Origin of the sequence: Herbaspirillum sp. (assembly GCF_035644555.1) — a bacterium.
Classification (GTDB): Bacteria; Pseudomonadota; Gammaproteobacteria; order Burkholderiales; family Burkholderiaceae_D; genus Herbaspirillum.
The window spans coordinates 135,542-158,371 of record NZ_DASQOH010000012.1 but is presented as its reverse complement, the minus strand read 5'-3'; the positions used below and the strand labels follow the sequence as shown (position 1 = coordinate 158,371).

At 65.7% G+C, this 22,830-nt stretch carries 24 protein-coding genes; 12 read left to right on the top strand and 12 right to left on the bottom strand.

Features of this window, described 5'->3' with window-relative positions; all coding sequences use genetic code 11:
• The first annotated feature begins 174 nt into the window (after positions 1–174).
• The 3 genes from VE092_RS04600 to VE092_RS04590 all read left to right on the top strand — a co-directional run bounded on the left by VE092_RS04600 (position 175) and on the right by VE092_RS04590 (position 4,281).
• On the top strand, positions 175–1,170 hold the full coding sequence (locus VE092_RS04600; protein WP_324874253.1) for a helix-turn-helix domain-containing protein: 996 nt from the start codon (positions 175–177) through the stop codon (positions 1,168–1,170).
• Between the two features lie 67 nt (positions 1,171–1,237).
• On the top strand, positions 1,238–2,344 hold the full coding sequence (locus tag VE092_RS04595; RefSeq protein ID WP_324874251.1) for a hypothetical protein: 1,107 nt from the start codon (positions 1,238–1,240) through the stop codon (positions 2,342–2,344).
• 44 nt (positions 2,345–2,388) lie between these two features.
• A complete protein-coding gene (locus tag VE092_RS04590; protein WP_324874249.1) occupies positions 2,389–4,281 on the top strand; it encodes a peptide transporter in 1,893 nt (630 codons plus the stop codon).
• Between the two features lie 12 nt (positions 4,282–4,293).
• Here the strand turns inward: VE092_RS04590 and VE092_RS04585 are convergent, their stop codons facing one another.
• The 4 genes from VE092_RS04585 to VE092_RS04570 all read right to left on the bottom strand — a co-directional run bounded on the left by VE092_RS04585 (position 4,294) and on the right by VE092_RS04570 (position 7,599).
• Positions 4,294–4,686, bottom strand: coding sequence for a YkgJ family cysteine cluster protein (locus VE092_RS04585; RefSeq protein ID WP_414653415.1), 393 nt, complete (start codon positions 4,684–4,686; stop codon positions 4,294–4,296).
• A gap of 148 nt (positions 4,687–4,834) precedes the next feature.
• Complete coding sequence (locus VE092_RS04580) at positions 4,835–5,851, bottom strand: ABC transporter substrate-binding protein (RefSeq protein ID WP_077238082.1); 1,017 nt, start codon at positions 5,849–5,851, stop codon at positions 4,835–4,837.
• 64 nt (positions 5,852–5,915) lie between these two features.
• Positions 5,916–6,785 (bottom strand): ABC transporter permease, encoded by an 870-nt coding sequence (locus VE092_RS04575; RefSeq protein ID WP_324874244.1) that lies wholly within the window; start codon positions 6,783–6,785, stop codon positions 5,916–5,918.
• A gap of 22 nt (positions 6,786–6,807) precedes the next feature.
• The gene (locus VE092_RS04570) at positions 6,808–7,599 is read right to left on the bottom strand and encodes an ABC transporter ATP-binding protein (protein ID WP_006463863.1); all 792 of its coding nucleotides are present in this window, start codon (positions 7,597–7,599) and stop codon (positions 6,808–6,810) included.
• Positions 7,600–7,780: 181 nt separating this feature from the next.
• Here VE092_RS04570 and VE092_RS04565 point away from each other — a divergent pair, with 181 nt between their 5' ends.
• Positions 7,781–8,464: a response regulator transcription factor gene (locus VE092_RS04565; RefSeq protein WP_077238083.1), complete on the top strand. Its 684-nt coding sequence runs from the start codon at positions 7,781–7,783 to the stop codon at positions 8,462–8,464.
• Positions 8,464–9,870, top strand: a complete 1,407-nt coding sequence (locus VE092_RS04560; RefSeq protein WP_324874239.1) for a sensor histidine kinase — start codon at positions 8,464–8,466, stop codon at positions 9,868–9,870. Before VE092_RS04565 ends, VE092_RS04560 begins: the two co-directional genes overlap by 1 nt.
• Before the next feature lie 7 nt (positions 9,871–9,877).
• On the opposite strand, the gene VE092_RS04555 is transcribed toward VE092_RS04560, so the two are convergent.
• The gene (locus VE092_RS04555; protein WP_324874237.1) at positions 9,878–10,321 is read right to left on the bottom strand and encodes a hypothetical protein; all 444 of its coding nucleotides are present in this window, start codon (positions 10,319–10,321) and stop codon (positions 9,878–9,880) included.
• 45 nt (positions 10,322–10,366) lie between these two features.
• Positions 10,367–11,539 (bottom strand): class I SAM-dependent methyltransferase, encoded by a 1,173-nt coding sequence (locus VE092_RS04550; RefSeq protein ID WP_324874235.1) that lies wholly within the window; start codon positions 11,537–11,539, stop codon positions 10,367–10,369.
• Between the two features lie 219 nt (positions 11,540–11,758).
• Here VE092_RS04550 and VE092_RS04545 point away from each other — a divergent pair, with 219 nt between their 5' ends.
• Positions 11,759–12,046 (top strand): hypothetical protein, encoded by a 288-nt coding sequence (locus VE092_RS04545; protein WP_006463868.1) that lies wholly within the window; start codon positions 11,759–11,761, stop codon positions 12,044–12,046.
• 112 nt (positions 12,047–12,158) lie between these two features.
• On the opposite strand, the gene VE092_RS04540 is transcribed toward VE092_RS04545, so the two are convergent.
• The 3 genes from VE092_RS04540 to VE092_RS04530 form a co-directional block, all read right to left on the bottom strand.
• Positions 12,159–13,037, bottom strand: coding sequence for a pirin family protein (locus VE092_RS04540; protein ID WP_324874233.1), 879 nt, complete (start codon positions 13,035–13,037; stop codon positions 12,159–12,161).
• A 94-nt stretch (positions 13,038–13,131) separates the two neighbouring features.
• Positions 13,132–13,992: a pirin family protein gene (locus VE092_RS04535; RefSeq protein WP_324874230.1), complete on the bottom strand. Its 861-nt coding sequence runs from the start codon at positions 13,990–13,992 to the stop codon at positions 13,132–13,134.
• 92 nt (positions 13,993–14,084) lie between these two features.
• Positions 14,085–14,480, bottom strand: a complete 396-nt coding sequence (locus VE092_RS04530) for a DoxX family protein (RefSeq protein ID WP_006463871.1) — start codon at positions 14,478–14,480, stop codon at positions 14,085–14,087.
• A gap of 270 nt (positions 14,481–14,750) precedes the next feature.
• Between VE092_RS04530 and VE092_RS04525 the strand changes: the two genes are divergently transcribed.
• The gene (locus VE092_RS04525; protein WP_324874228.1) at positions 14,751–15,692 is read left to right on the top strand and encodes a LysR family transcriptional regulator; all 942 of its coding nucleotides are present in this window, start codon (positions 14,751–14,753) and stop codon (positions 15,690–15,692) included.
• Here VE092_RS04525 and VE092_RS04520 read toward each other — a convergent pair.
• Both VE092_RS04520 and VE092_RS04515 read right to left on the bottom strand, forming a co-directional pair.
• Entirely contained in the window at positions 15,689–16,678 is a 990-nt protein-coding gene (locus VE092_RS04520; protein ID WP_324874226.1) for a GlxA family transcriptional regulator, read from the bottom strand. The genes VE092_RS04525 and VE092_RS04520 overlap by 4 nt on opposite strands.
• A 30-nt stretch (positions 16,679–16,708) precedes the next feature.
• Complete coding sequence (locus VE092_RS04515) at positions 16,709–17,947, bottom strand: MFS transporter (RefSeq protein WP_324874224.1); 1,239 nt, start codon at positions 17,945–17,947, stop codon at positions 16,709–16,711.
• Between the two features lie 127 nt (positions 17,948–18,074).
• On the opposite strand from VE092_RS04515, the gene VE092_RS04510 reads away from it, so the two are divergent.
• The 5 genes from VE092_RS04510 to VE092_RS04490 all read left to right on the top strand — a co-directional run bounded on the left by VE092_RS04510 (position 18,075) and on the right by VE092_RS04490 (position 22,312).
• Positions 18,075–18,605, top strand: coding sequence for an isochorismatase family protein (locus tag VE092_RS04510; RefSeq protein ID WP_324874222.1), 531 nt, complete (start codon positions 18,075–18,077; stop codon positions 18,603–18,605).
• 262 nt (positions 18,606–18,867) lie between these two features.
• Positions 18,868–19,635 (top strand): fumarate/nitrate reduction transcriptional regulator Fnr, encoded by a 768-nt coding sequence (fnr, locus tag VE092_RS04505; protein ID WP_324874219.1) that lies wholly within the window; start codon positions 18,868–18,870, stop codon positions 19,633–19,635.
• Between the two features lie 38 nt (positions 19,636–19,673).
• Positions 19,674–20,441 (top strand): phosphatase PAP2 family protein, encoded by a 768-nt coding sequence (locus VE092_RS04500; RefSeq protein ID WP_324874217.1) that lies wholly within the window; start codon positions 19,674–19,676, stop codon positions 20,439–20,441.
• Between the two features lie 24 nt (positions 20,442–20,465).
• Complete coding sequence (locus tag VE092_RS04495; RefSeq protein WP_324874215.1) at positions 20,466–21,479, top strand: diacylglycerol kinase family protein; 1,014 nt, start codon at positions 20,466–20,468, stop codon at positions 21,477–21,479.
• Complete coding sequence (locus VE092_RS04490; RefSeq protein WP_324874213.1) at positions 21,479–22,312, top strand: metallophosphoesterase; 834 nt, start codon at positions 21,479–21,481, stop codon at positions 22,310–22,312. Before VE092_RS04495 ends, VE092_RS04490 begins: the two co-directional genes overlap by 1 nt.
• 152 nt (positions 22,313–22,464) lie before the next feature.
• Here the strand turns inward: VE092_RS04490 and VE092_RS04485 are convergent, their stop codons facing one another.
• Positions 22,465–22,689: a hypothetical protein gene (locus tag VE092_RS04485; RefSeq protein WP_241811574.1), complete on the bottom strand. Its 225-nt coding sequence runs from the start codon at positions 22,687–22,689 to the stop codon at positions 22,465–22,467.
• Positions 22,690–22,830: the final 141 nt, after the last annotated feature.

The following is a 22,830-nucleotide window of genomic DNA, read 5'->3' as shown; positions in this document are numbered from 1 at the left end:
CCGTCAGGGTGGCAAAGAGCCATCTTTGCGGGCATGCGGCTTGCTTGATTTTGATCAAGACGCTGCCCTAGCGACGCAATATAGCAACGGCCAAATCGGCGGCGTTATCGAAATTCGGCAAAACTGCGTCGCCTGCGGGCGGCTATCGATGCCACTCATCTATGGAGTCGTCCCATGTCCTCTCTTGCACTGTCCCAGCCTGACACAGTGGCAACGCACAGCCGGCGGGCATTGCGCACCGCCGTTGCGCGCGACGTGGACGAACATGCCCATAACCTCACCGACTGGGAGCAGCGCTACGACCAGCTGGCCTGCGGCAGCTTCGAGGGTGTGCTGCAGGAGTGGCAGAGCGAGGGTCTGCAGATCTTCCGCGAGGCCGGCAGCCGTGCCGTGCGCCAGTCCTGCCAGGTGTGGCCGGATGCCTACTGGTTCGGCATCGAGGTGCGCACCATGGGCATGCGCATCAATGGCCGCCTGGTGCCACAGGACGTGGTGATGACCCGACCCGGCGCCTGCGAATTCGAACTGGTCACGCCGGATCAACATGACATCTTCGGCGTCGTGGTCCAGCGCGACGCCCTGCAGGCCAGCGCCGCCCGGCTCGGCTGCCAGCCCGACTGGCGCCGGCTGGGTCAGGCCGAAATGCTGAAGGTGGACGCCGGCGGCCTGGACGATTGCCGCCACCAGATCGGCGCCCTGCTCGCGCTGGCCGGCCAGGCCAGCGGCCAGGCAGCCCATGCCGCCCTGCAACTGCGCCAGGAAGCGGTACTGGTCTCGCTGCTGGCACTGCTGGACGAAGGTGATATCGAAGCCGAGGCCGGCGCCAGCCTGCTGCGCCGCCGTCGCATCGTCAACGATGCCCGCGATCTGGCCCTGGCCCATCAGGAAAGCCCGGTCACCGTGCCCATGCTGTGCGAGGCATTGCATGTGAGCCGACGAACGCTGCAATACTGTTTCGAGGATGTGCTCGGTCTGAGCCCGATGAGCTACCTGCGCCTGCTGCGCCTGAACGGCGTGCGCCGCGCCCTGGCCCAGGGCGATGGCAGGCAGGCCATCGGTGACATCGCAGCAGCCTGGGGTTTCAGCAATTTCAGCCAGTTCTCGTGCGACTACAAGAAACTGTTCGGACAGTCGCCCTCGGCCATGCTGCAGGCCCGTACGTCGCACTGAGCGGGCCGGGCATTTGCCGGCTATAGTGGCAGGCCGACGCACGCACAGGCTCGCCACCTTTGAGACCATGGCCCGACCTCCCTCTTCCCTGATGTCCCTCGCCTTCGCCCTGGCGTTGCTGCTGACCTCCCTCCTGGGCCACTGTGCCGCTGCCTCCGCTGCATCCACTGCCAGCGGCGACGCGATGCGCCAGCCTTTGCTGCTGGAAGGCCCCGCTCGCCCGCCCTACACCTTCGGCCTGTATGCCAATGCCGATCTGGGCCAGTTGCCAAGTCACGTGCGGCAGGCCGTGCTGATCCTGCACGGCGTCAAGCGCAACGCCGACGATTACTTCGCCATCGGTCAACACCTGCTGACGATGGCTGGTCTGGCAGCGTCCGACAACTTGCTGCTGGCCCCGAACTTCATGGCCCGCAAGGATCGTGGCGTGCTACCGGGCATGCCGGTATGGGGCGGCGGCGCCTGGATGCAGGGCGAACCGTCGGCGCGGGGCGTGACGGGGATCACCAGTTTCCAGGTGCTGGACGACCTGCTGCGCTGGCTGGGTGACCCGCGGCGCTTTCCGGACCTGCGCGAGATCGTGCTGATCGGCCATTCGGCCGGGGCGCAACTGCTGCAGCGCTACGCGGTGTTGAATGCGGTCACGGAAGAACTGCAACAGGCGGGCATCCATGTGCGCTATGTCATCTCCAGCCCCTCGTCCTACCTCTACCTGAGCCCGGAACGCCCGCTCGGCGACGGCTTTGCCATCCCGACTATGCAGATGCAGGCCTGTCCGCGCTACGACGACTACCGCTACGGGCTGCAGCATGCGCCCGCCTACCTGCCGCCACCGCAGCTGGACGGACGCCAGCTGTTCGCCCGCTATGCCGCCCGGGACGTGCGCTACATGGTGGGTGCTCGCGACACTGATCCGCAGCACCGCTACCTCGACCATTCCTGCGGCGCGGCGATGCAAGGCCAGACCCGGGTGGCGCGACAACTGGCCTACGTGGGCAGCGAACACGACCTGTCGCAGCGCTGGCAGATTCCGGTCGATCATCCTCAACGGCAGATCGCCGGCGCCGCCCATGGTGCGGCGCGGCTGTTCGGGGCGCCGGAGGCGGTGCAGTGGATCTTCCCCCCACCGTCTGGCGCGGCACGACGTGAAAGCGCTGGCAGTCGTTTGCCATAGACGGCACAATGCCGGCTGCCTCCATTTGATGACGAGATCCCGCCATGACGGCCAGCCCCGACGAGATTTTCTCCCTGGAAAAATTCGAGTACCTGTGCTATTCGCGGCAGCATGAGCCAGCCGCCCGCGAACTGGTGCGCCTGCTGCTGCTGATCGACCGCCAGTACGGGCAGCTGGCCGACAAGTTTTCGCTGCAGGTATCGGCCGCCGTCACCGCCACCGAGCTGGAGCAGCACATGCTGACCCGCGTCACCAGCGCCATCTCGGCACTGTTCTCGGACCCCGCCTTTCACATCAGCCCGGACGGCTTCGGCCAGCTGATCAATTTCCAGCGCTGGCTGGCGGCGCTGTTCGGCGCCAGCCATTTCATCAATGCCGACCACATCCTGGCCTCGCTCAAGCTGGGCGGTCCGCAGGCCGAGGTGTTCGAAATCAAGCCGCTGGACCTGGTGAAGTTCTGCATCCTGTATTCGCCCGAATCGGAACTGCCGCTGGACGTGGAAATGCTGTGGGCGCAGAACAAGCCGCTGGCGGCCGCCCTGTTCCTGGCCCTGATGTCACCGCGCTTTCTCGGTACCCCGGCGGCGCACTCCAAGCGTGAAACCTTGCTGGGCTGGCTGCCGGACCGGCTGCAGCAGCTGGACTCGCTGGACGGGCTGCCGGTGGCGGTGCTGCATGACGTCTACATGCACTGCAGCTATGCCGACCTGCCGCAGCGCCATCGCATCAAGGGCGCCATCAACCAGTTGATCGTCAAGAAGCTGCGCGCCGAGGGTCTGGCCGACCTGGACCAAGACGGCGCTGGCCGGGTCGACGGCAAGCCGGTCATGCTGGTGCTGCTGGAATGGTTTTCCGGTGGCCACTCCATCTATCGCACCCACTCCAAGACGCTGGAGGCGGCGCGACGCCACTTTCACGTCGTGGCCATGGGCTACGAAGCCAATACCGACGATCTGGGGCGGGCAGTCTTCGATGAATTCGTCATCCTGCAGCAACCGTCGGACCTGATGGGCTGCATGCGCCAGATCGCCGCGCAGGCCCGCACCCGACAACCACAGGTGTTCTACATGCCCAGCGTGGGCATGTTCCCGATCACCATGTTTGCGGCCAATCTGCGCGTGGCACCGCTGCAGGTGGCGGCGCTGGGCCACCCGGCCACCACGCATTCGCCGCGCATCGACTACATCAGCGTGGAAGACGACTTCGTCGGCGACCCGACCTGCTTCAGCGAAAAGCTGCTGCGCCTGCCGGCTGACGGCCAGCCCTATCGGCCCTCGGCCATTCCCTTTGCGGTACCGCGGCTGGAGCGACGCGACCTACCCCACGTCAACATCGCCATCGCCGCCACTACGATGAAGCTCAATCCGCGCTTCCTGATGGCCTGCCAGAAGATCGTGGAACTGGCGGCCCGGCCGCCCGGTGGCGGTGCCGGCAAGCAGGTGCATCTGCACTTCCTGGTCGGTCAGGCGCAGGGGCTGCTGTATCCGCAACTGCAGCGCCTGGTGCTGCGCTACGTGCCGGGCGCCGAGGTCTACCCGCACCAGCCTTACCAGCAATACCTGTCCATCTTCAACCAGTGCGACATGTTCCTGTCGCCGCTGCCCTTCGGCAATACCAACGGCATCATCGACGCCTTCACGGTCGGCCTGCCGGGGGTCTGCAAGACCGGGCCGGAAGTCTTCGAGCACATCGACGAGGGCCTGTTCCGCCGGGTCGGCCTGCCCGACTGGACCATTGCCGTCACCCTGGACGACTACATCCTGGCGGCGGTGCGCATGGCGACCGATTACCCGGCGCGCCAGGCACTGTATGCGCATCTGGACGATCCGCAGGCCTTGCAACGCCTGTTCGAGGGACGGCCGGAGTCACTGGGCGACGCGCTGGCGGCGCTCTGTGCCGAGCATGCGGGGAATGGGGAAAGGAAAAGCGCCAACTGAAGCAGGCGGCGATCAGGCCGGCGCCAACGGTGCCACCTGTTCCGGCAGCAGGGGTGCCAGCGATGGCAGGCCCAGGCGGTGGCGCAATTGCTGGCAGACGGGATTGGGCCGGCCATCGGCCTCCCAGGGAGAAAATTCGCGACAGGTGCTGGGCCGGCGGGCATAGATGCGGCAACCGATGCCGGGCTGCCCGAGTTCACCCACCAGGGCCACGCAACGGCCGTGGCCGGATTCCGTGCCTTTCATGCAGGCCAGGTGGTCGTTGACCTTGCTGGTCAGCTCCACCGGCACCATGCCACCCAGACCATCACTGAGTTCACCGCAATAGAAGGACACCCGGAAATGCGCGCAGCAGCCGCCGCAGGCGGTACAGGGGTTGTCGGATGGATCGGTGGAACCGGACATGTCGGCGAAGAGGCGATCCTCGTCGACGATCCAGGTGACGGCCATGGGCTTATGCATGAAAACACCGCAAGCTGATACGAAGCGGCCATGATACGACAGGGACGACCGTCGGCACACTCGCCCGATGGTCGTCCCCTGCCCTGGTGGATCAGCTGCCCTTGCGGTCCTTGAAGGCTGGCACGAACATCTCGTTCCACACCGCCGGCTTGGTCTTGATGGTGCCGGCTTTGCTCATGAAGAGCACGTATTGCATGATGTCCACCGGCGTGGTCGAGAACTCGGTACCGGGGTCGGCCAGCATCTGTTCCACTTCTTCCTGCGGCAGCTTGAGCTTGGAGACGCGCAGGAAGGTTTCAGCCGCGCCCTTGCGGTTCTTGACGATATAGGCGTTCGCTTCTTCCTGCGCCGCCATGAAGGCTTGCGTCAGCTTGGGATTCTTGTCGGTGAAGGACTTCAGGGCGAAGACCACGTCGATGGTGATGTGGCCCAGCACGTCGGTGGAGTTCAGCACGCGGGTGATACCGGGCGCCTTGGCTTCCTGGTAGGAGAACGGCGGCGAGGTGAAGTGGGCGGTGATCTCGGTCTTGCCGGAAACCAGCGAAGCCATCGCCTCCGGGTGTGACAGGCTCACCGTCAGCGGGTCCAGCTTGGCGTAGTTCTCGGCACCGAAGGTCTTGGCCGCGGCCATCTGCAGCAGCACGGCCGACAGCGAGGTCTTGATGCCGGGGATGGCGATCTTGTCCTTGGGCGTGAAGTCCTTGAGCGACTTGACGTTGGGGTTGTTGGTGTTCAGCCAGAGCGGCGAGGTCGACAGCGCGCCCAGGCCCACCACTTCCGAACGCGGGATGCCGTGGGCCTTGGACCACAGGGTCACGAAGCCCGGGGCGCCGGTGCCAGCGATGTCCAGGTTACCGGCCAGCATGGCGTCATTGATGACATTGCCGCCGTCCAGCAGCACCCACTTGGTCTTCACATCGCCCAGGCCCATGGCCTTGGCATGCTTTTCCAGCAGGCCCTGGTCTCGGATCACCATCAACGGCAGGTACAGCAGGCCGTAGCCGTGGGAAATACGCACTTCCGGCGCTTCGGCGCGGGCGGCACCGGCGGCGGTGGACAGCGCCAGGGTGGCGGCGATCATCATGCTGCTAAAGGTACGACGTTTCATGTGTTGTCTCCTGTGGGTTCTCAGTTTATCGGTCTTGTCGTGGTCAGTCGTGTTGCGGTCAGCCTCAGTGCTGCATGCCCCAGCGGCGGATGGTTCGCTTCTCGATCTGGGCGAAGATCAGGTTCTCGACCACCAGGCCGATGATGATCACGAAGAACAGGCCCGAGAAGACGTTGGCGGTTTCCAGCTGGTTGCGGTTTTCGAAGATGTACCAGCCCAGGCCGCCAGCGCCGGAAGAAACCCCGAACACCAGCTCGGCTGCGATCAGCGTGCGCCAGGCAAAGGCCCAGCCCACCTTCAGGCCCGTGAGGATGCTGGGGAAGGCAGCCGGGATCAGGATGGACTTCACCAGCGAGAAGCGGCGCAGGCCATAGTTCTGGCCCACCATGCGCAGGGTGTTGGACACCGCGCGGAAGCCGCCGTGGGTATTGAGGGCCACCGCCCACAGCACCGAGTGCACCAGCACGAAGATGATGCTGCCGGTGCCCAGGCCGAACCAGATCAGCGCCAGCGGCAAGAGCGCGATGGCCGGCAGCGGGTTGAACATGGAGGTCAGGGTTTCCAGCAGGTCGTTGCCGATGCGCGAGCTGATGGCTACCGTGGTCAACAGACCGGCCAGCAGGATGCCCAGGCCGTAGCCCACCAGCAGGGTCTGCATGGATACCGCGGCACGCTCCAGCAGCACGCCGCTGCCGATGCCGGCGAGGAAGGCCTGCACCGTCTCGCTGAAGCTGGGGAACAGCAGCGCATTGTCCAGCCAGCGGCCATAGACTTCCCAGATCAGCGCCAGCACCAGCAGGATCACGGTCTTGCGCAGCCAGCCCATGCGATACAGCGATTCGAAGGCCGACAGCGGGCGCTGCACCTCGGCGGTGGCATTGGGGTTGGGTTCCACCACGATCTCGGGGCGGACGTAGGGCAGATTGGTTTGCATGATTATTGTCTCCTGGCGCGGCTCAGTGATGCGCGAACAGCATGTCGTTGATGCGGGTTTCCAGCTCGGCCTGGGCGGCGGTTCCCAGCTGGCTGGGATCGATGCTGTTGAGTTCGGCGCGGACCTGGCCCGGGTGCGGGGTCAGCAGGAGGATGCGGGTACCGACGCGGATGGCTTCCTCGATGGAGTGGGTCACGAAGAGCACCGTGAACTGGGTGTCGTCCCACAGGCGCAGCAGCTCGTCCTGCATCTTGCGGCGGGTCAGCGCGTCCAGCGCGGCGAAGGGTTCGTCCATCAGCAGCACATCCGGCTCCATGGCCATGCCACGGGCGATCGAGACGCGCTGCTTCATGCCCCCGGAGAGCATGTGCGGATAGCTGTCGATGAACTTGGCCAGGCCCACCTTGCTGATGTAGTACTCGGCGCGCTCGGCGGCGGCGCGGCCCTGCAGGCGGCCACTGGCGTGCAACGCGAATTCGACGTTCTGGCGCACCGTCTTCCAGGGCAGCAGCTGGTCGAATTCCTGGAACACCATCATGCGGTCCGGCCCCGGCTCATGCACCTCCCGCCCCTTGAGGCGGATCGCGCCGGAGGTCGGTTGCAGGTAGCCGCCGATGGCCTTCAACAGGGTGGACTTGCCGCAACCGGAGGGACCCAGCAGGATGTAGCGATCGCCCGGATGGACGTTGAAGCTAACGCTCTGGGTGGCCGTCACCAGCGAATCGGTGGTCTTGTATTGCAGGGTGACGCGGTCGATCTCCAGCAGCGGACGCGATGGATCGATGGCAGATGCGCCATGGGCATTGTCGCTCATGCAAGTCTCCAAATGATTTATAGGATTTATGTTGGAACGGATGCTAGGCCGCGAAGCTGTAACGAATCTGACTAAAAGCTGACGGCTGTTTCTATCGCGACGTTCGGGCATACAATGGCGCCCTGCAACACGCCCAAGCAGCGCCCACAGCTGCGGCAACGCCATCACACTGGAGATCCCCATGCGCATCCTGCTGGTCGAAGACACTGCCGACGTGGCCGAGGCCATCGTCTCCCACCTCACCCGCATCGGCCATACCGTGGAATGGGAGAGCCAGGGACTGGCCGCCAGCCGCCGCCTGGGCGAGGCCTTCGACCTCCTGATCCTGGACGTGATGCTGCCGCAGCTGGACGGCTTCGCCCTGCTGGAACAATTGCGCACGCGCGGCCAGCACACCCCGGTGCTGATGCTGACCGCCTGCGGCGAGATCGAGGAACGGGTGCGCGCCCTGGATCTGGGCGCGGATGACTACCTGGTCAAGCCCTTCGATTTTCGCGAACTGGAAGCCCGCATCCGCGTGCTGCTGCGCCGTAGCGGCGGCGAATCCACCAACCTGCTGCACTGCGCCAACCTGTGCATCGACCGCAAGAGCCGCAGCGCCACGCTGGACGGCCAGCCCATCGACCTGACCCGGCGCGAGGTGACCCTGCTGGAAATCATCGCTGCCCGTCCGGGTCGCATCTTCAACAAGGATGAATTGATGGATCGGCTCTTCACCGTCGATGACACCCCCAACGCCAACACGGTGGAGCAATACGTGGCGCGTCTGCGCAAGAAACTGGCCGGCGCCGCCTTCGAGATCCGCACCCTGCGCGGCCTGGGCTACCAGCTGGTGCTGCAGGCCCCGGCCGAGGCACTGCCCTGATGCAGGGCCGCACGCAGGAGGGAGCGCAGGTGGTGGCCGGGCGCTCGCTCTATACCCGGCTGGTAGTGCGCGTGGGCGCGGTGCTGCTGGCCAGCGCCGCGGTGCTGTTGATCGCCATCTGGATCTCCACCCAGCTGGCCGCCAAAGAAGCCTATGACCGCATCCTCACCGGCAGCGCCCTGCAGATCGCCGAAAACACCTGGTACGACCATGGCGAGGTCAATGTCGATGTGCCGCTGGCGGCGCTGTCGATGCTGGGTACCGGCGACCACGCCATCTATGCCGTCTTCGATCCGCGTGGCCGGGTGATTGCCGGCGATGCCGAATTCCGCCCCGAGATTCCCTGGAATGAACTGGAACAGGGCCCGCTGCTGCGCGACGGCCAATACCTGGGCACACCGGTGCGCATGGCCATCATCGGCCGCCGCATGCCGGTCGACAGCCCGCATCCCTGGGCCGTCATCGTGCTGGCGCAGACCAACAATGCCCGCATGTCCTTCGCCCACAGCCTGGGCAGCAAGGCACTGGTGGTGATCGTGGTGATGAGTGTGCTCACGCTGGTGGCTGCCATGTTCACGCTGTACCAGGCACTGGCACCGTTGAAGCGCATCGAGGCGGCCATCCGCGAACGCGACCTGAATGACCTCTCGCCCCTGGCCCTGACGGTGCCGGCCGAAACCCATGCGCTGGTCTCCGCCATCAATGCCTTCATGCAGCGGCTGGCGGTACACCGCGCCACCATGCGCCGCGTGATCGGCGACGCCGCCCACCAGTTGCGCACACCCGTGACGGCACTGGTGGCGCAGATGGAACTGCTGGCCAGCGAGAGCAACGAAGAAAAACGCCAGCGCCACCTGAGCCTGCTGCGTGAACGCACGCGCAGCCTGGGCGCGCTGGTGAACCAGCTGATCAACCATGCCATGGTGCAGCATCGCAACGACAGCCGCCTGCAGGAACCCGTCGACCTGGCCGCGCTGGTGCGCTCACAGATGACCGAGGTGCTCTCCAACCGGGCGCGCACCCCACCCGACCTGGCGCTGGATGTGCCGCCCCTGCCCTGCCTGATCCTGGGTGACGCCATCGCGTTGGGCGAGGCCGTCAAGAACATTCTCGACAATGCCCTGCAATACGGCGCGCCGGGCCTGCTGCATGTGCGGGTAGACAGCGATGGTCAACACCATCAATTGCGCTTCATCGACGACGGGCCGGGCATTCCGGCCGGCGATTGGGAACGCCTGCGCAAGCCCTTCGCGCCGCGTGCGGGGGATCGCATGGGCGCCAGCCTGGGCTTGTCCATCGTCGAGGAAGTGATGCGCGCGCACGGCGGCGAGATGCAGTTCGCCTATCTGCCGGACGGCCATTTTGCGGTCCTGCTGCAGTTCCCGGCCTGGCAGACGCCGGCCTAGGGTCTGGCTATTTCCATTCGATGATGGCGTTGCGGCGGTCCAGCCAGTGGACCTTTACGCCCGCCGGCGCCACCTTGCGCCCGGCACAGGCACTGGCGGCCAGGGCGAACGGCGCATCGTAGTAACGGCCGCTGGCCGAGGAACGCAGCGGTGTCTGGGCGGCATGACTGGCGATCCAGTCGGCCGCATTGGTGCGCAGGAAGATCATGCAGGCGCCACCGCTGGTAGGCGCCACCTGGCAGGTGCAGCTGTTGCCGGAGGTGGTGATGGGCTCGGCCAGCGCGCCATTGCCGTTCAAGGTATCCGGCACGGGAACGGGAACCGGCACCGGGATCGGCACCGCCTGCTGGTGTGGGCCATAGTGACCACCCAGGTCGCGCGTGGTGACCTGCGCCAGGGCAGGCAGGGCCGCTGCGCACAGCAGCCAGGGCAGGATGCGTGGAATTGTCATGATCAGGGCTCTCCCAGGGTGGCCATTGCAATGGACCAGGATGGACTAGGCCCGGGCGCGCAGGCGCCACAGGGTGGTGGTTTCCTTGCTGCGGGCGGCGAACAGCGGATCGTCACGGTCGACGGCCTTGCCGTGGCGCGGCTTGATGTCGTGCCGTGCCACCACCTCCAGGCCCGCTTGCGCAATCGCTTCCGCCAGCATGCTCGGTGCGCGCAGGCCGAGATGCTCGGCGAAATCGGAGAGGATCAGCCAGCCCTCGCCCTGGGCAGTCAGGTGCGCCGCCAGTCCATTGAGGAAACCCAGCAGCATGCGGCTGTCGGGGTCATAGACGGCATGTTCGATGGCCGAGCTGGGTCGTGCCGGCAGCCACGGTGGATTGCACACCGCCAGCGGCGCCCGGCCGGCCGGGAACAGGTCGGTCTGCTGTAGTTCCACCTGCTGGCGCAGGCCCAGGCCACGCAGGTTCTCATCGGCACAGGCCAGGGCGCGCAAGTCCATGTCGGTAGCGACGATCTTGCGCACGCCCCGCTTTGCCAGCACCGCCGAGAGCACACCGCTACCCACGCCGATGTCGAAGGCCAGTTCGGTGGATGGCAGTGGCGCCTGCGCCACCAGGTCCACATACTCGCCCCGCACCGGCGAAAACACCCCATAGTAGGGATGGATGCGTCCACCCAGTGCGGCAATCTCGACACCCTTCTTGCGCCATTCATGGGCACCGATCAACCCCTGCAGTTCGCGCAGCGAGACGGCGAAGGACTCGCTGGCCAGCGCCGCATCGTAGGCCTCGCTGCAGGCCGCCTGCACCTCCGGTGCACGCCGCAGCGGCACCACGAAGCCGGGCTCCACGGGAATGAGCAGCATGCCGAGGATACGCGCGCGTTGCGCCTGCATCTGGCGATGCTGGTGGAAGGCCTGGGCCGGGCTCTCGCCGCTGGCCGGCTTGCTGCGGCTCTTGGCCAGTGCGCGCTCGCGTGCCTTGTCCACGCGCCGGCCCAGCGCCTGCAGCAGTTGCCGTGCATTCTGGAAGTCGCCCCGCCAGAGCAGGCCGGTCCCTTCGCAGGCCAGCTTGTAGGCGGTACCGGCAGCGATCTGGTCGTCCGCCTCCTGGACCCGCCGGGGCGGCGGATTGCCGGCCTCGGAATGCCAGCGCAGCTGATGTTGGAGAGCGCCGGACTGCCAGGTGAGCTGTGGCGGGAAATCGTCTTGTGAAGTCATGAATCAGGATAGGCAATGGCGGCGCCGGACGCGCCGCGCGCAAAAACAGCCGCCAGTGTAGCAAAGCATGACGCCGTGGCCTCGCCGGAACCGGAACTTCCCTCCGCCATCGACAACCAAACAGGACAACTTGACGTCGGGCAAACCCCGGCGGCTTTTTTCGCCGGCCGCGCTGCAATGCGCCTATGATGGAGCCGGTCAATCACCGAAGGAGAATCCATGAGCGAGCAAATGCAAACCCCGGGTTTCGATCACCAGCGCCTGCTGGACATGGTCGGCCAGTTCGAGGCGGAGCTGCAGAAACTGCCCGCCGGCAGCACCGAAGCCGACCAGCTGCGCGAGGACATCGCCCGCCTGCGGCAACATCTGAGCGCCCCGCAACCCCATGCCGGCCAGGTCGGCGACACCTGGCAATCCCTGCGTCGCGCCGCCGACAGCCTGGAAAACCAGGTCCTCAAGGACAGCCCCTACATCACCGAGATGGGCCGCATCATCGGACTGCTCTGAGGCCTGCTCCACCGGCCGCCGCCGGAAAAAAAACCGCCAGTCGTGATGCATGCAATGCACACGACTGGCGGTTTTCTTTTCAGCGCCGTGGATCCGGAATCCGCGATGCGGCTCAATGGGCTGGCAGCGGAATCCACTCGGTTTCACCCGGGATATCCGGGAACACCTGCTTGTCGCGGCCATTCCAGGCCAGCTTGGCGGCTTCGATCTTGTCCCGCGAGGTGGCGACGAAATTCCACCAGACGAAGCGCGGGCCATCCAGCGGCGCGCCGCCCAGGATCATGAAGACCGCCTCGCCGACCGCCTTGAGGGCCACCGTGGCGCCCGGTTGCAGAATGGCCAGGGTGCCGGCCGGCATGCTTTCGCCATCCAGCGTCACATCACCACGGACCACATAGACAGCACGCTCCTGCACCTCGGCGCCGATCTCCAGCTCGGCACCCTCGGTGGTGCTGCCCGCCACGTACAGGGTCGGGCTGGCGGTCTTCACCGGCGAGCTCACGCCGAAGGCCGAACCGGCCAGCACGTGCAGGGTGGCACCCCCCACCTGGGCCTGCGGCATGTCTTCCGATGCATAGTGATGGAAGCTCGGTGCGTCCTCTTCCTGGTCGGCCGGCAGGGCCACCCACATCTGCAGACCGTGCACCGGCACCTTCTGCTCGCGGATGTCGTCGGGAATACGCTCGGAGTGGACGATGCCGCGACCCGAGGCCATCCAGTTGACCGCGCCCGGGGTGATGCGCTGGACCACGCCCAGGCTGTCGCGGTGCATCATCGCGCCGGAGAACAGGTAGGTGACGGTGGCCAGGCCGATATGCGGGTGCGGACGGACATCGCCTTCGGTGGTGCCGGCGTCGAATTCCACCGGCCCCATGTGATCGAAGAAGACGAAGGGGCCGACGGTACGGGCGGCGGCAGCGGGCAGCAGACGGCGCACGGGGAAGCCGATGTCGCGGGTCAGGCCCTGGATCTTGTGAAGGATGTTGCTCATGGTGCTCTCCTGTTGTGGTGCGGGCGTCCCGGACGCCCGTTTTTTCATTCAGATGACTGGCGATGAAGTGCAGTCTGTTTCAGCACAGACGCGCTCAAAAACGGCCGGCGCGGAAATCATCGATGGCGGCTTCGACCTGCTCGCGGGTATTCATCACGAACGGCCCCCATTGGGCGATGGGCTCGTTCAGAGGCTTGCCGGCGATCAGCAGGAAGCGGCTACCCTGCTCGGCCCGCACCGTTACTCCGGCGGCGCCCACCGGATTGGTCAGCACGGCCATGCGACCGGCTTCGGCCGCACGGGTCTCGGCGCCCTCGCCGCCCACGGCCAGCTTGCCCTGGTAGACGTAGAGGAAAGCATTGTGGGTGGCCGGGATCGGCAGTTCCAGGCTCACGCCGGCTTCCAGGTCCAGATCCAGGTACAGCGGCTCGGTGGTCTCGCGGCGGATGGCACCATCGGTACCGAAGGCAGTACCGGCCAGCACGCGCACCTTCACCCCCGGTTGCGGAAAGGTCTCGGGAATACCGGCCGAGGGGATATCCTGGTAGCCGGGATCGGTCATCTTGTCTTTGCCCGCCAGATTCACCCACAGCTGGAAGCCGCTCATGAGGCCGTTTTCCTGCTCCGGCAACTCGGAATGCACCAGGCCGCGACCGGCCGTCATCCACTGCATGCCGCCCGGTTCCAGCAGCCCTTCGTTGCCGGCATTGTCGCGGTGGCGCATGCGGCCGGCCAGCATATAGGTCACGGTCTCGAAGCCGCGATGCGGATGGTCGGGGAAACCGGCCAGGTAATCGCTGGGTTCGTCGGAGTGGAAGGCATCCAGCATCAGGAACGGGTCCAGGCGGCGTTGCAGGTCATGGGTCAGCACGCGGGTGAGGCTGACGCCGGCGCCATCCTGGGTGGGGATGCCGTTGACCAGGCGTTCGATCTGGCGGGTGTAGGAAGTAGTCATGGTCGATCTCCTTGAATCTGAATCAGGCCCGCACCTCATGGGCGCGGGCCGGGACTGCATTGACAGGATGGTTACTGGTAAGGATCAGCGGATCAGTGCGCTTCTTCGGGCTGGGCCTGGGTGTCGATGGAGGACACCAGCAGCAAGGCACCGATCAGGGCCACGTTCTTCAGGAAGTGAATCATCTGACCCTGGGCGGCGGCGCCTTCCATGGTCCAGAAATGGTGGGCCGACAGGGTGGCGCCGACGGTGAAGAGTGCAATCACCAGCGACACCGGACGCACGCCGCGACCACTCATGAGCAACAAGCCACCACCGACTTCGACCAGGATGGTGACCAGCACGGCCAGGGTCGGGACCGGCAGGCCCAGGCTGGTGAAGTAGCCGACGGTACCGGCGAAACCGACGATCTTGAAGATCCCGGAGATGACGAACAGCGACGCCAGCAGGACGCGGCCGATACGGAAGGTGGTGTAGTTGGTAATCATGGTAAGCCTCTCTGATATTGGGTATGGGTGAACTACGGTTGTTTGAGTTGTGATGCCGTGTTGCCTTACTGCATTTATCTTCATCATTGCTGCGTGAGCTTCTTGCTACTGCTCACAAATCCGGCTTTGTGCTGTTCGCTCTGGGCGTTTCGCTGCAGCCAGTGACGACAGAATAGGCAAGTTCCCGCTGCGGAAAAACTGATTATCTTTTTATAATCACCATCAATATTTTAGATATAGTTGGCTTTTTGCTCTTTTCCGGGAAAACGCATGAATATCGAACGCCTGTCACTGGATCAATTACGGGTCTTTGTCCAGGTCGCCGACAGTGGCAGCTTTCTGGCGGCGGCGCGCAAGCTGGCGCGGGCGCAATCGGCGGTCAGCTACGCCATCGCCACGCTGGAAGATCAACTGGGGGTGCTGCTGTTCGACCGCAGCGGCTATCGGCCGCAGCTGACCCGCCCGGGAATGGCGCTGCTGGCCGACGCGCGCCAGGTGCTGGACCACGTGGATTCGTTGCAGGTGCGGGCCAATTCCTATGCCCGTGGGCAGGAACTGGAGATGTCGCTGGCGGTGGATGTGTTCTTCCCGACCGACTGCCTGGTCGACCTGCTGCGGCGCTTTCGCGACGCCTTCCCGGCGGTGACGATAAGGCTGGAGGTGGAGGCGCTGGGCGCGGTGGCCGAGCGGGTCATCGATGGCCGCTCCATGCTGGGCATCCTGGGCACGCTGCCGACCACGCCGCCCAATCTGCTGCGCATCACCCTGCCCAGCGTGCAGCTGGTGGCGGTGGTGGCGCCCGGCCATCCGCTGGCGCGGGTCAAGGGCCGGATCACGGAAAAGATGCTGCAGCAGCAGACCCAGCTGGTGCTGAGCGACCGCAGCGAGCTGACTGCGCGCCAGGATTTTTCGGTGCACTCGCGCCTGACCTGGCGCATGAGCGACCTGGGGACCAAGCATGCGCTACTGCGTGCCGGGATGGGCTGGGGCAACATGCCCCTGCATGTGGTCAGGGACGACCTGGCAGCAGGACGGCTGATCAGTATCAGCACTGTCCACCACTCGCCCCAGGGCGAGGAGCTGCCGATCCAGTGCGTCTACAAGCCCGACCACCCGGCCGGACCGGCGCTGTCATGGTGGCTGGACTCGCTGGCCGCGCTGAAGTCGCTGGAACCGTTGGGGCCCTTCCCGGAAGCGCCTCCGGCCGGCTAGGCGGCACTGGCAAAGCGCTCGCGATACTGCCCGGGACTGACCCCGAGCTGGCGCAGGAATACGCGCCGCAGGTTCTGCTCTTCCCCGTAGCCGGACTGGCTGGCGATGCGCTTGAGCGGCAGGCGGGTCTCCTCCAGCGCACGGCGCGCCGCTTCCAGCCGCATCAATTCGACGGTACGGGCCGGAGTGCGCCCGGTTTCGGCCACGTAGAGCCGGGCGAAGGTGCGCGGACTCATGTTGGCCTGGCGCGCCAGGTTTTCCACCCGCAGGTCGGCTTCCAGATGCGCGGCGATCCAGGCATGCAGCTCGGCAAAGCGCCCTGCCCCGCTGGCTTGTGAGGCCAGCGGGGCGCTGAACTGCGACTGCCCGCCCGGGCGCTTGACGAACACCACTAGCTGGCGCGCCGTAGCGATAGCACAGGCATGGTCCAGGTCCTGCTCCACCAGGGCCAGCGCCAGGTCGATGCCGGCGGTGACGCCTGCGGACGTCCAGATACGGCCCTGGCGGATGTAGATCGGGTCGCCATCGACCTCCAGCGCCGGATAGCGCCGTTGCAGCTGTTGCGCCGAATCCCAGTGCGTGGTGACCCGCAGCCCATCCAGTACGCCGGCCTCGGCCAAATGGAAGGCGCCGGTGCAGACCGAACACACGCGCTGCGCCTGTGGCGCCCACCGGCGGATCCACTCCACCAGCGCCAGATCCAGGCTGAACGGGTCGCCCAGGCTGCCACCGGGCGACAGCAGCGTATGCAGCGCCTGCCCGGCCAGCAAGCTATCGACTGCGGCCAGCGATTGCGTCATCACCGGTAGGCCGGCGCTGGTCACGATGGCGCCGCCCTGTGCCGAGGCCACGTGCAGGCGATAGATTTCCTGCGCCTGCAACCGGTTGGTGGTGGCCAGCACCTGCAAGGGGCCGCAGAGGTCCAGCAGGTTCATGCCGTCATAGGCCAGGATCACCACCTGGCGGGGCGTGTGCTTGGGTTGCATGCAATGCCTGTGAAGAAAGTCCGTGCGATCTTAGCGCAGCCCGGCCACCAGCGGCGCGCGCGCCGCACGCTGGGCCAGCATCCAGCGCGCCGTCACCAGGGCCGACAGCAACAGCACCGGCAGGATCGCGGCGTTGAGGGTCTCCCAGCCGAAGCGTGCCAGCAAGGGACCGGCGCCCAGGGTGGCCAGGGCGGTAGCGGCATAGCGCATCAGCTCGGCCAGGCCCTGGGTCTTGGCGCGCTCGGACGGGGTATAGGACTGCGCCAGCAAGGTGGTGCCGCCCACGAACATGAAGTTCCAGCCCACGCCCAGCAGCAGCAAGGCCACATAGAAGGCTGGCAAGGTGGTCGAGAGCATGGCGATGAGCGCACAGCCCAGGTTCATGCCCAGCCCGGCCAGCAGCACGCTGCCCAGGCCGAAGCGCTGGATCAGGCGGCCGGCGAAGAAAGATGGCGCATACATGCCCACCAGATGCCACTGGATGATGGCGGCACCGTCGTCGATACCGTGATGACAGGCCACCGCCGCCAGCGGCGCGGCGGTCATGATGAACATCATCACCATCGATCCCGCCACGTTGTTGGCCACCGAGGCCATGAACACCGGGGTACGGGCGATGACCGCGAGTGGCCGGGCTGGCGCCGCGTCGGCCGCGACGCTGGCCGCCGGCGCAGCGCTGTCGACCTGGTCTCGGTAGAAGAGGATCAGCACCAGCATCGACAACAGGCCCATGGCCGCCACCACCAGGTAAGCCCCGGCGAATAGCGCGGCGGGGAACCAGTCCTTGCTCCAGGCCGCCAGTGCCGGCCCCACCAGCGCTGCGATCACGCCGCCGGCCAGCACGGTGGAGATGGCACGGCTCTTGGCCGCTTCGCTCACCGCGTCGGCCGCCGCCAGCCGGTAATACTGGGCAAAGGCCTGGAACACCCCGACCAGGGCGGTGCCGGCACAGAAGGTCCAGAACTGCCCGTGAAACACCGACCACACCGATACCAGGCCGCCCACGGCACAGCTGGCGGCCCCCAGCACGAAGGACCAACGCCGTCCCAGGCGCTGGATCAGGAAGGCGGCGAACCAGGTCACCACCGCCCCGGCCACCGTGATCAAGGCGAACGGCAGGGTCGCCAGCGCCTTGTCCGGGGCCAGTTGCCAGCCGGTCAGCGCGGTCAGGGTCAGGTCGATCGAGATGGCGCAGGTGAACAGGCCCTGGCACAGGGCCAGCACGGCGGCGTTGCGGCCACCGGCAGGGGTGGCGGATGGATGGTTCATGGCATTTGCTCCGGCGGGTCATTGATGGAAAAATTGTCGAATCGACGTGGCTTTGGCGTCAATGACACAAAACCTTCAATTCCTGCCAACCGCACTCATCCATCCCAACCCGAGAGGAAATCACCCGATGCTGATCCAGGCCCATGAATCTGCCCTGCTGGTCATCGACCCCCAGCAACGACTGCTGCCCGCCATCCACGATGGCCAGGCCGTGCTGGCGCACACGGTACGCATGGCCAGCATCGCCGGCCTGCTGGGGGTGCCGGTGATCGCCACCGAGCAGATGCCCGACAAGCTCGGCCCCAACCATCCCGACATCCGCCGCCTGTGCGACAAGACCCTGGCCAAGCGCCATTTCGACGCCTGTGCCGAGGGCTTGCTGACGGCCCTGCCGCATGCCGTCCGGCAGATCGTGGTGGCCGGTTGCGAAGCCCACATCTGCGTCCTGCAGACCGCGCTGTCCCTGTTGCAGCGCGGCTACCGCGTATTGCCGCTGCTGGAGGCCTGCGGCTCGCGCCGGGCCATCGACCGCGATGCCGCCTTCGAGCGCCTGCGTCAGGCCGGCGCCACGCCGGTAACGCTCGAAATGGTGGCCTATGAATGGCTGCGCGAGAGCGCCCATCCGCAGTTCCGGGCTGTGCTGCAACTGGTCAAGTAGGCCGGCCCGGGCATTCCCGGCTGCCAGGGCAATGGGACCAGGAATCGGGAATGCCCCGATCACGTAACCGGAATGCACGTTGTGCATTGAAGCGATGAAAGTTTCTGTTATCAACCCCGCCGATGCATTCCCCGGGCGAGAACTGTGGTAAAAGTACGGAAAAAATAGCAGCGTGGCCGCATGAGAATGTGGCGCATCCCATATCATCCGCCAAGACCTGGCCAGCCGACGCCGCCACAACAAAGAGGAATTCGAAACGCTTATGTCCAGCCTGACCGCAACCATGTCCGCCCATTCGCCGCCACCGCTCACCCTGCACGCGCTGCGCGCCAGCTGCTCGGCCTGCAGCATGCACCAGCTCTGCCTGCCGATGGGGCTGGACCAGGGCGACATGCAGCGCCTGGAAAAGGTGATCGACCGCCGTCGCAAGGTCAAGCGCGACGAGACCCTGTACCGGCTCAACGACAAGTTCGACATGCTCTATGCAATCCGGCTGGGGCATTTCAAGACCTTCCAGAGCAATACCAACGGCGGCCAGCAGATCACCGGCTTCCAGATGGCCGGCGAACTGCTGGGCATGGATGCCATCGGCGCTGGCCACCACCTGTGCGAAGCGGTGGCCCTGGAAGACAGCGAAGTCTGCGAAATCCCGTTCGCCCGGCTGGAAGACCTGTTCCGCGACATGCCGACCCTGCTGCGCCAGTTCCATCGCATGATGAGCCTGGAGATTTCCCGCGAACAGCGCGTCATGCTGACCCTGGGCAGCATGACCGCCCAGCAGAAGATGGCGGCCTTCCTGCTGAACCTGTCGTCGCGCTATGCCAGCCGTGGCTATTCCAGCACGCGCTTCCAGTTGCGCATGACCCGCGAGGAAATCGGCAACTACCTGGGCCTGGCGGTGGAAAGCGTGAGCCGCCTGCTTACCAACTTCAAGAAAACCGGGCTCATCGAGGTCCAGCACCGCGACGTCGAACTGAGCGACCTGGCGGCTCTGCGCGCCATCGCCCTGGGCAACGATCCCTGCGCCTGAGCTGACGGCGGCGGGGTGGGCAGGGTTAGAATGACCGGATGACCACACCCCGCACCTCCTCGCCCTGCTCCCCCTTCAAAAGCTTCCTGCGCGCCCGTCTGGCGCGCGACCACCATCTCGGCCTGCCGCTGACCACCGGCCTCATGGCAGTGCTGTCCACGGCCCTGCTATTTGCGCTGATCGCCTACGAGGTCGTCACCCACGGCGCGCTCACGCGCCTGGATCAGCATCTGGCGGACTGGTTCAACCAGCGCGCCTTCTCGCCCCTGACCGAACTGGTGCTGGGCTATACCCATGTGCACGGCACCATCGGCGTACTGGTGATGGGCGCGCTGCTGCTGCGGCACATGGTGCGCGCACGGCAGTGGAGCTGGGTGATCGACCTGATGCTGGTGCTGCCCGGCGGCATGCTATGCAATTACGCCCTCAAGCATGTGTTCGCCCGCATGCGGCCCAGCTTCGAGGATCCCATCCTGGTGCTGCACAGCTATAGTTTTCCCAGTGGTCATACCATCGGTGCCACCCTGCTCTACGCCGTGCTGGCGGCCTACCTGCTGAACCAGCCGGCCCTGCTCTCGACCTTCGGCGCGCGCTTGCGCTTGGGCCCTGCCGGCGCGCAGCGGGTCGTGGTCGGCGCGGCACTGCTGCTGGTCGGGCTGACCGCGTTCAGCCGGGTCTATCTGGGTGCCCACTTCCTGAGCGATGTACTGGGGGCGATGCTGCTGGGCACGGCCTGGTTCGCGCTATGGACCACGGCGGTTTTCACGATACAGCGGCACTATTGGACAATGTCGCGCTCCAACTGACTTTCCAACATCCCCTCGTTGCGAATGCCAGAACTACAATCCCTCCAGAATTTACCCGACAGCAAGACCGGAAGCGGGCGCCCTGACGTAGTGGCCGCCATCAATGCCAAGGCCGGTGGCGGTCACGCCGAAGCGCTGGCCGCCAATATCACCGATGAATTCTCCCGCCACGGCCTGCGCGCCGTGGTGCACTTGGCGCACAGCGGCGAAGACATGCTGCAGGCTGCGCGCCAGGCGGTGCGCGACCAGGTCCCGGTGGTCGCCGTCGGCGGCGGCGACGGCAGCGTCAATGCCGTGGCATCCACCCTGCTGGCCGACGACCAGTGCCGCAGTGCGCTGGGTGTGCTGCCGCTGGGGACCCTGAACCACTTCGCCAAGGACCTCGGCATCCCCTTGGTCTTGGAAGAGGCCATCGCCAACATCGCCACCGGGCGCCGCCTGCGGGTCGACAGTGGCGAGGTCAATGGCCAGCCCTTCATCAACAATTCCAGCCTGGGCCTCTATCCAGACATCGTGCGCGAGCGCGAGAAACAGCAGGCCCGCCTGGGGCGCGGCAAGTGGCTGGCCTTCACGTGGGCAGCCATGGGCGCGCTGCGGCGTTACCCCTTCCTGCGCGTACGCCTGTCCATCGATGGCCAGGAACACTGGCGCCGCACGCCCTTCGTCTTCATCGGCAACAACGAATACCTGATGAGTGGCCTGGACATCGGCAAGCGTTCCACCCTCACCGACGGCCGCCTGAGCTTGTACGTCTGCCATCGCACCGGCCGCTGGGGCCTGCTGCGGCTAGCCCTGCACGCGCTATTCGGACGCCTGCAGGCAGCGCAGGACTTCGACGTGCTGACCGCCACCGAGATCCACATCGAGACCCACAAGAAGCGCATGCGCGTGGCCACCGATGGCGAGGTCAACCTGATGCAGACGCCGCTGCACTATCGCATCCGCCCCGCCTCGCTGGAGGTGATTGTGCCGCAGGAGGCAAATGACGACGCCGGCAAGGAAGCCGGCATGCTGGACAAACTCTGGGGGGACCGCTGATGCGTACCCTCATCCATCTGTCGGACCTGCACTTCGGTCGCATCGATACGGCCATCATCGAACCGCTGATCGCCCAGATCCACGAACTGCGCCCCGATCTGGTGGTGGTCTCGGGCGACCTCACCCAGCGCGCCCGCAGCAGCCAGTTCAAAGAGGCGCGCCAGTTCCTGGACGCCCTGCCCAAGCCGCAACTGGTGGTGCCGGGCAACCACGACGTGCCGCTCTTCAATGTCGCTGCGCGCCTGCTGCAGCCGCTGCGCAAGTACAAGCGCCACATCACCCAGGACCTGCAGCCCTCGTACGTGGACGACGAGATTGCGGTAGTCGGTATCAACACCGCCCGCTCGCTGACCATCCAGGACGGGCGCGTTAACGACCGCCAGATCGAGCTGGCGCGGCGCGAACTGGCGGCGGTGGACGACCATCTGGTCAAGATCATCGTCACCCACCATCCCTTCGACCTGCCGCCGGGGCCGCAGCATCATGGCCTGGTCGGCCAGGCGGTACCGGCCATGCGCGCCTTCGCCCTGTGCGGCGCGGACCTGCTGCTGGCGGGCCACGTGCACACCAGCTCGGCCGTCAGCAGCGCCGGGCGCTACCACATCCCCGGCTATTCGGCACTGGTGGTACAGGCCGGCACGGCCACGTCCACGCGCGGCCGGGGCGAGCGCAATTCCTTCAATGTGCTGCAGGTGCAGCCGCACGAGATCGTGGTGCATCGCCTGGCCTGGCAGCCCGAGGCACGCTCCTTCGCGCTGGAGGCCACGCAGACCTTCGTACAGCGCGGCAGCGAATGGTTCGAGCAGAAGGCCGACGGCGCACTGGGGGATTAGGGCCTGTTCCCATTCAATCCAATGCCTCCAGGACGCACGGAGCGCACAGACGAAAAAAGAGCCGCAGGGTAACCATGCGGCTCTTTTTTCATGTGCTCGTGACCGGCGCGGCGTGAGGAACCTGACAACCTGACGACTGCGCCTGCGCGGACTCACATCGGGTTTTGGTCGATCCAGTCACCCGAGAAATCGAGGATGTAGGCAATGGCCTCGTCTTCGGAGTCGAATTCATTGGTGGGCGCCTTGCGCTGGTAGCGCAGCTTGCCGCTGCCATCCTTGCCCTCGTGAATCACGAAGCAAGCCATGAATTTACCGTTATCGAGCTTCTTGACCTCTGGAATGACGGCATTTCCCCTGTACGGGAAGATCTGGGACATGTGATGAAACCTCCTTGTTGCGAGGCGCCATGCTAGCACAAGCGGCCCGTCTCCACAGGGCGCGGGCCGGGCCGCCAGCGATCTGGCCAGGGCGTGGGAATGTGGAGATGGCCGATGCGGAAAAGGACGGGCCGCACCTAT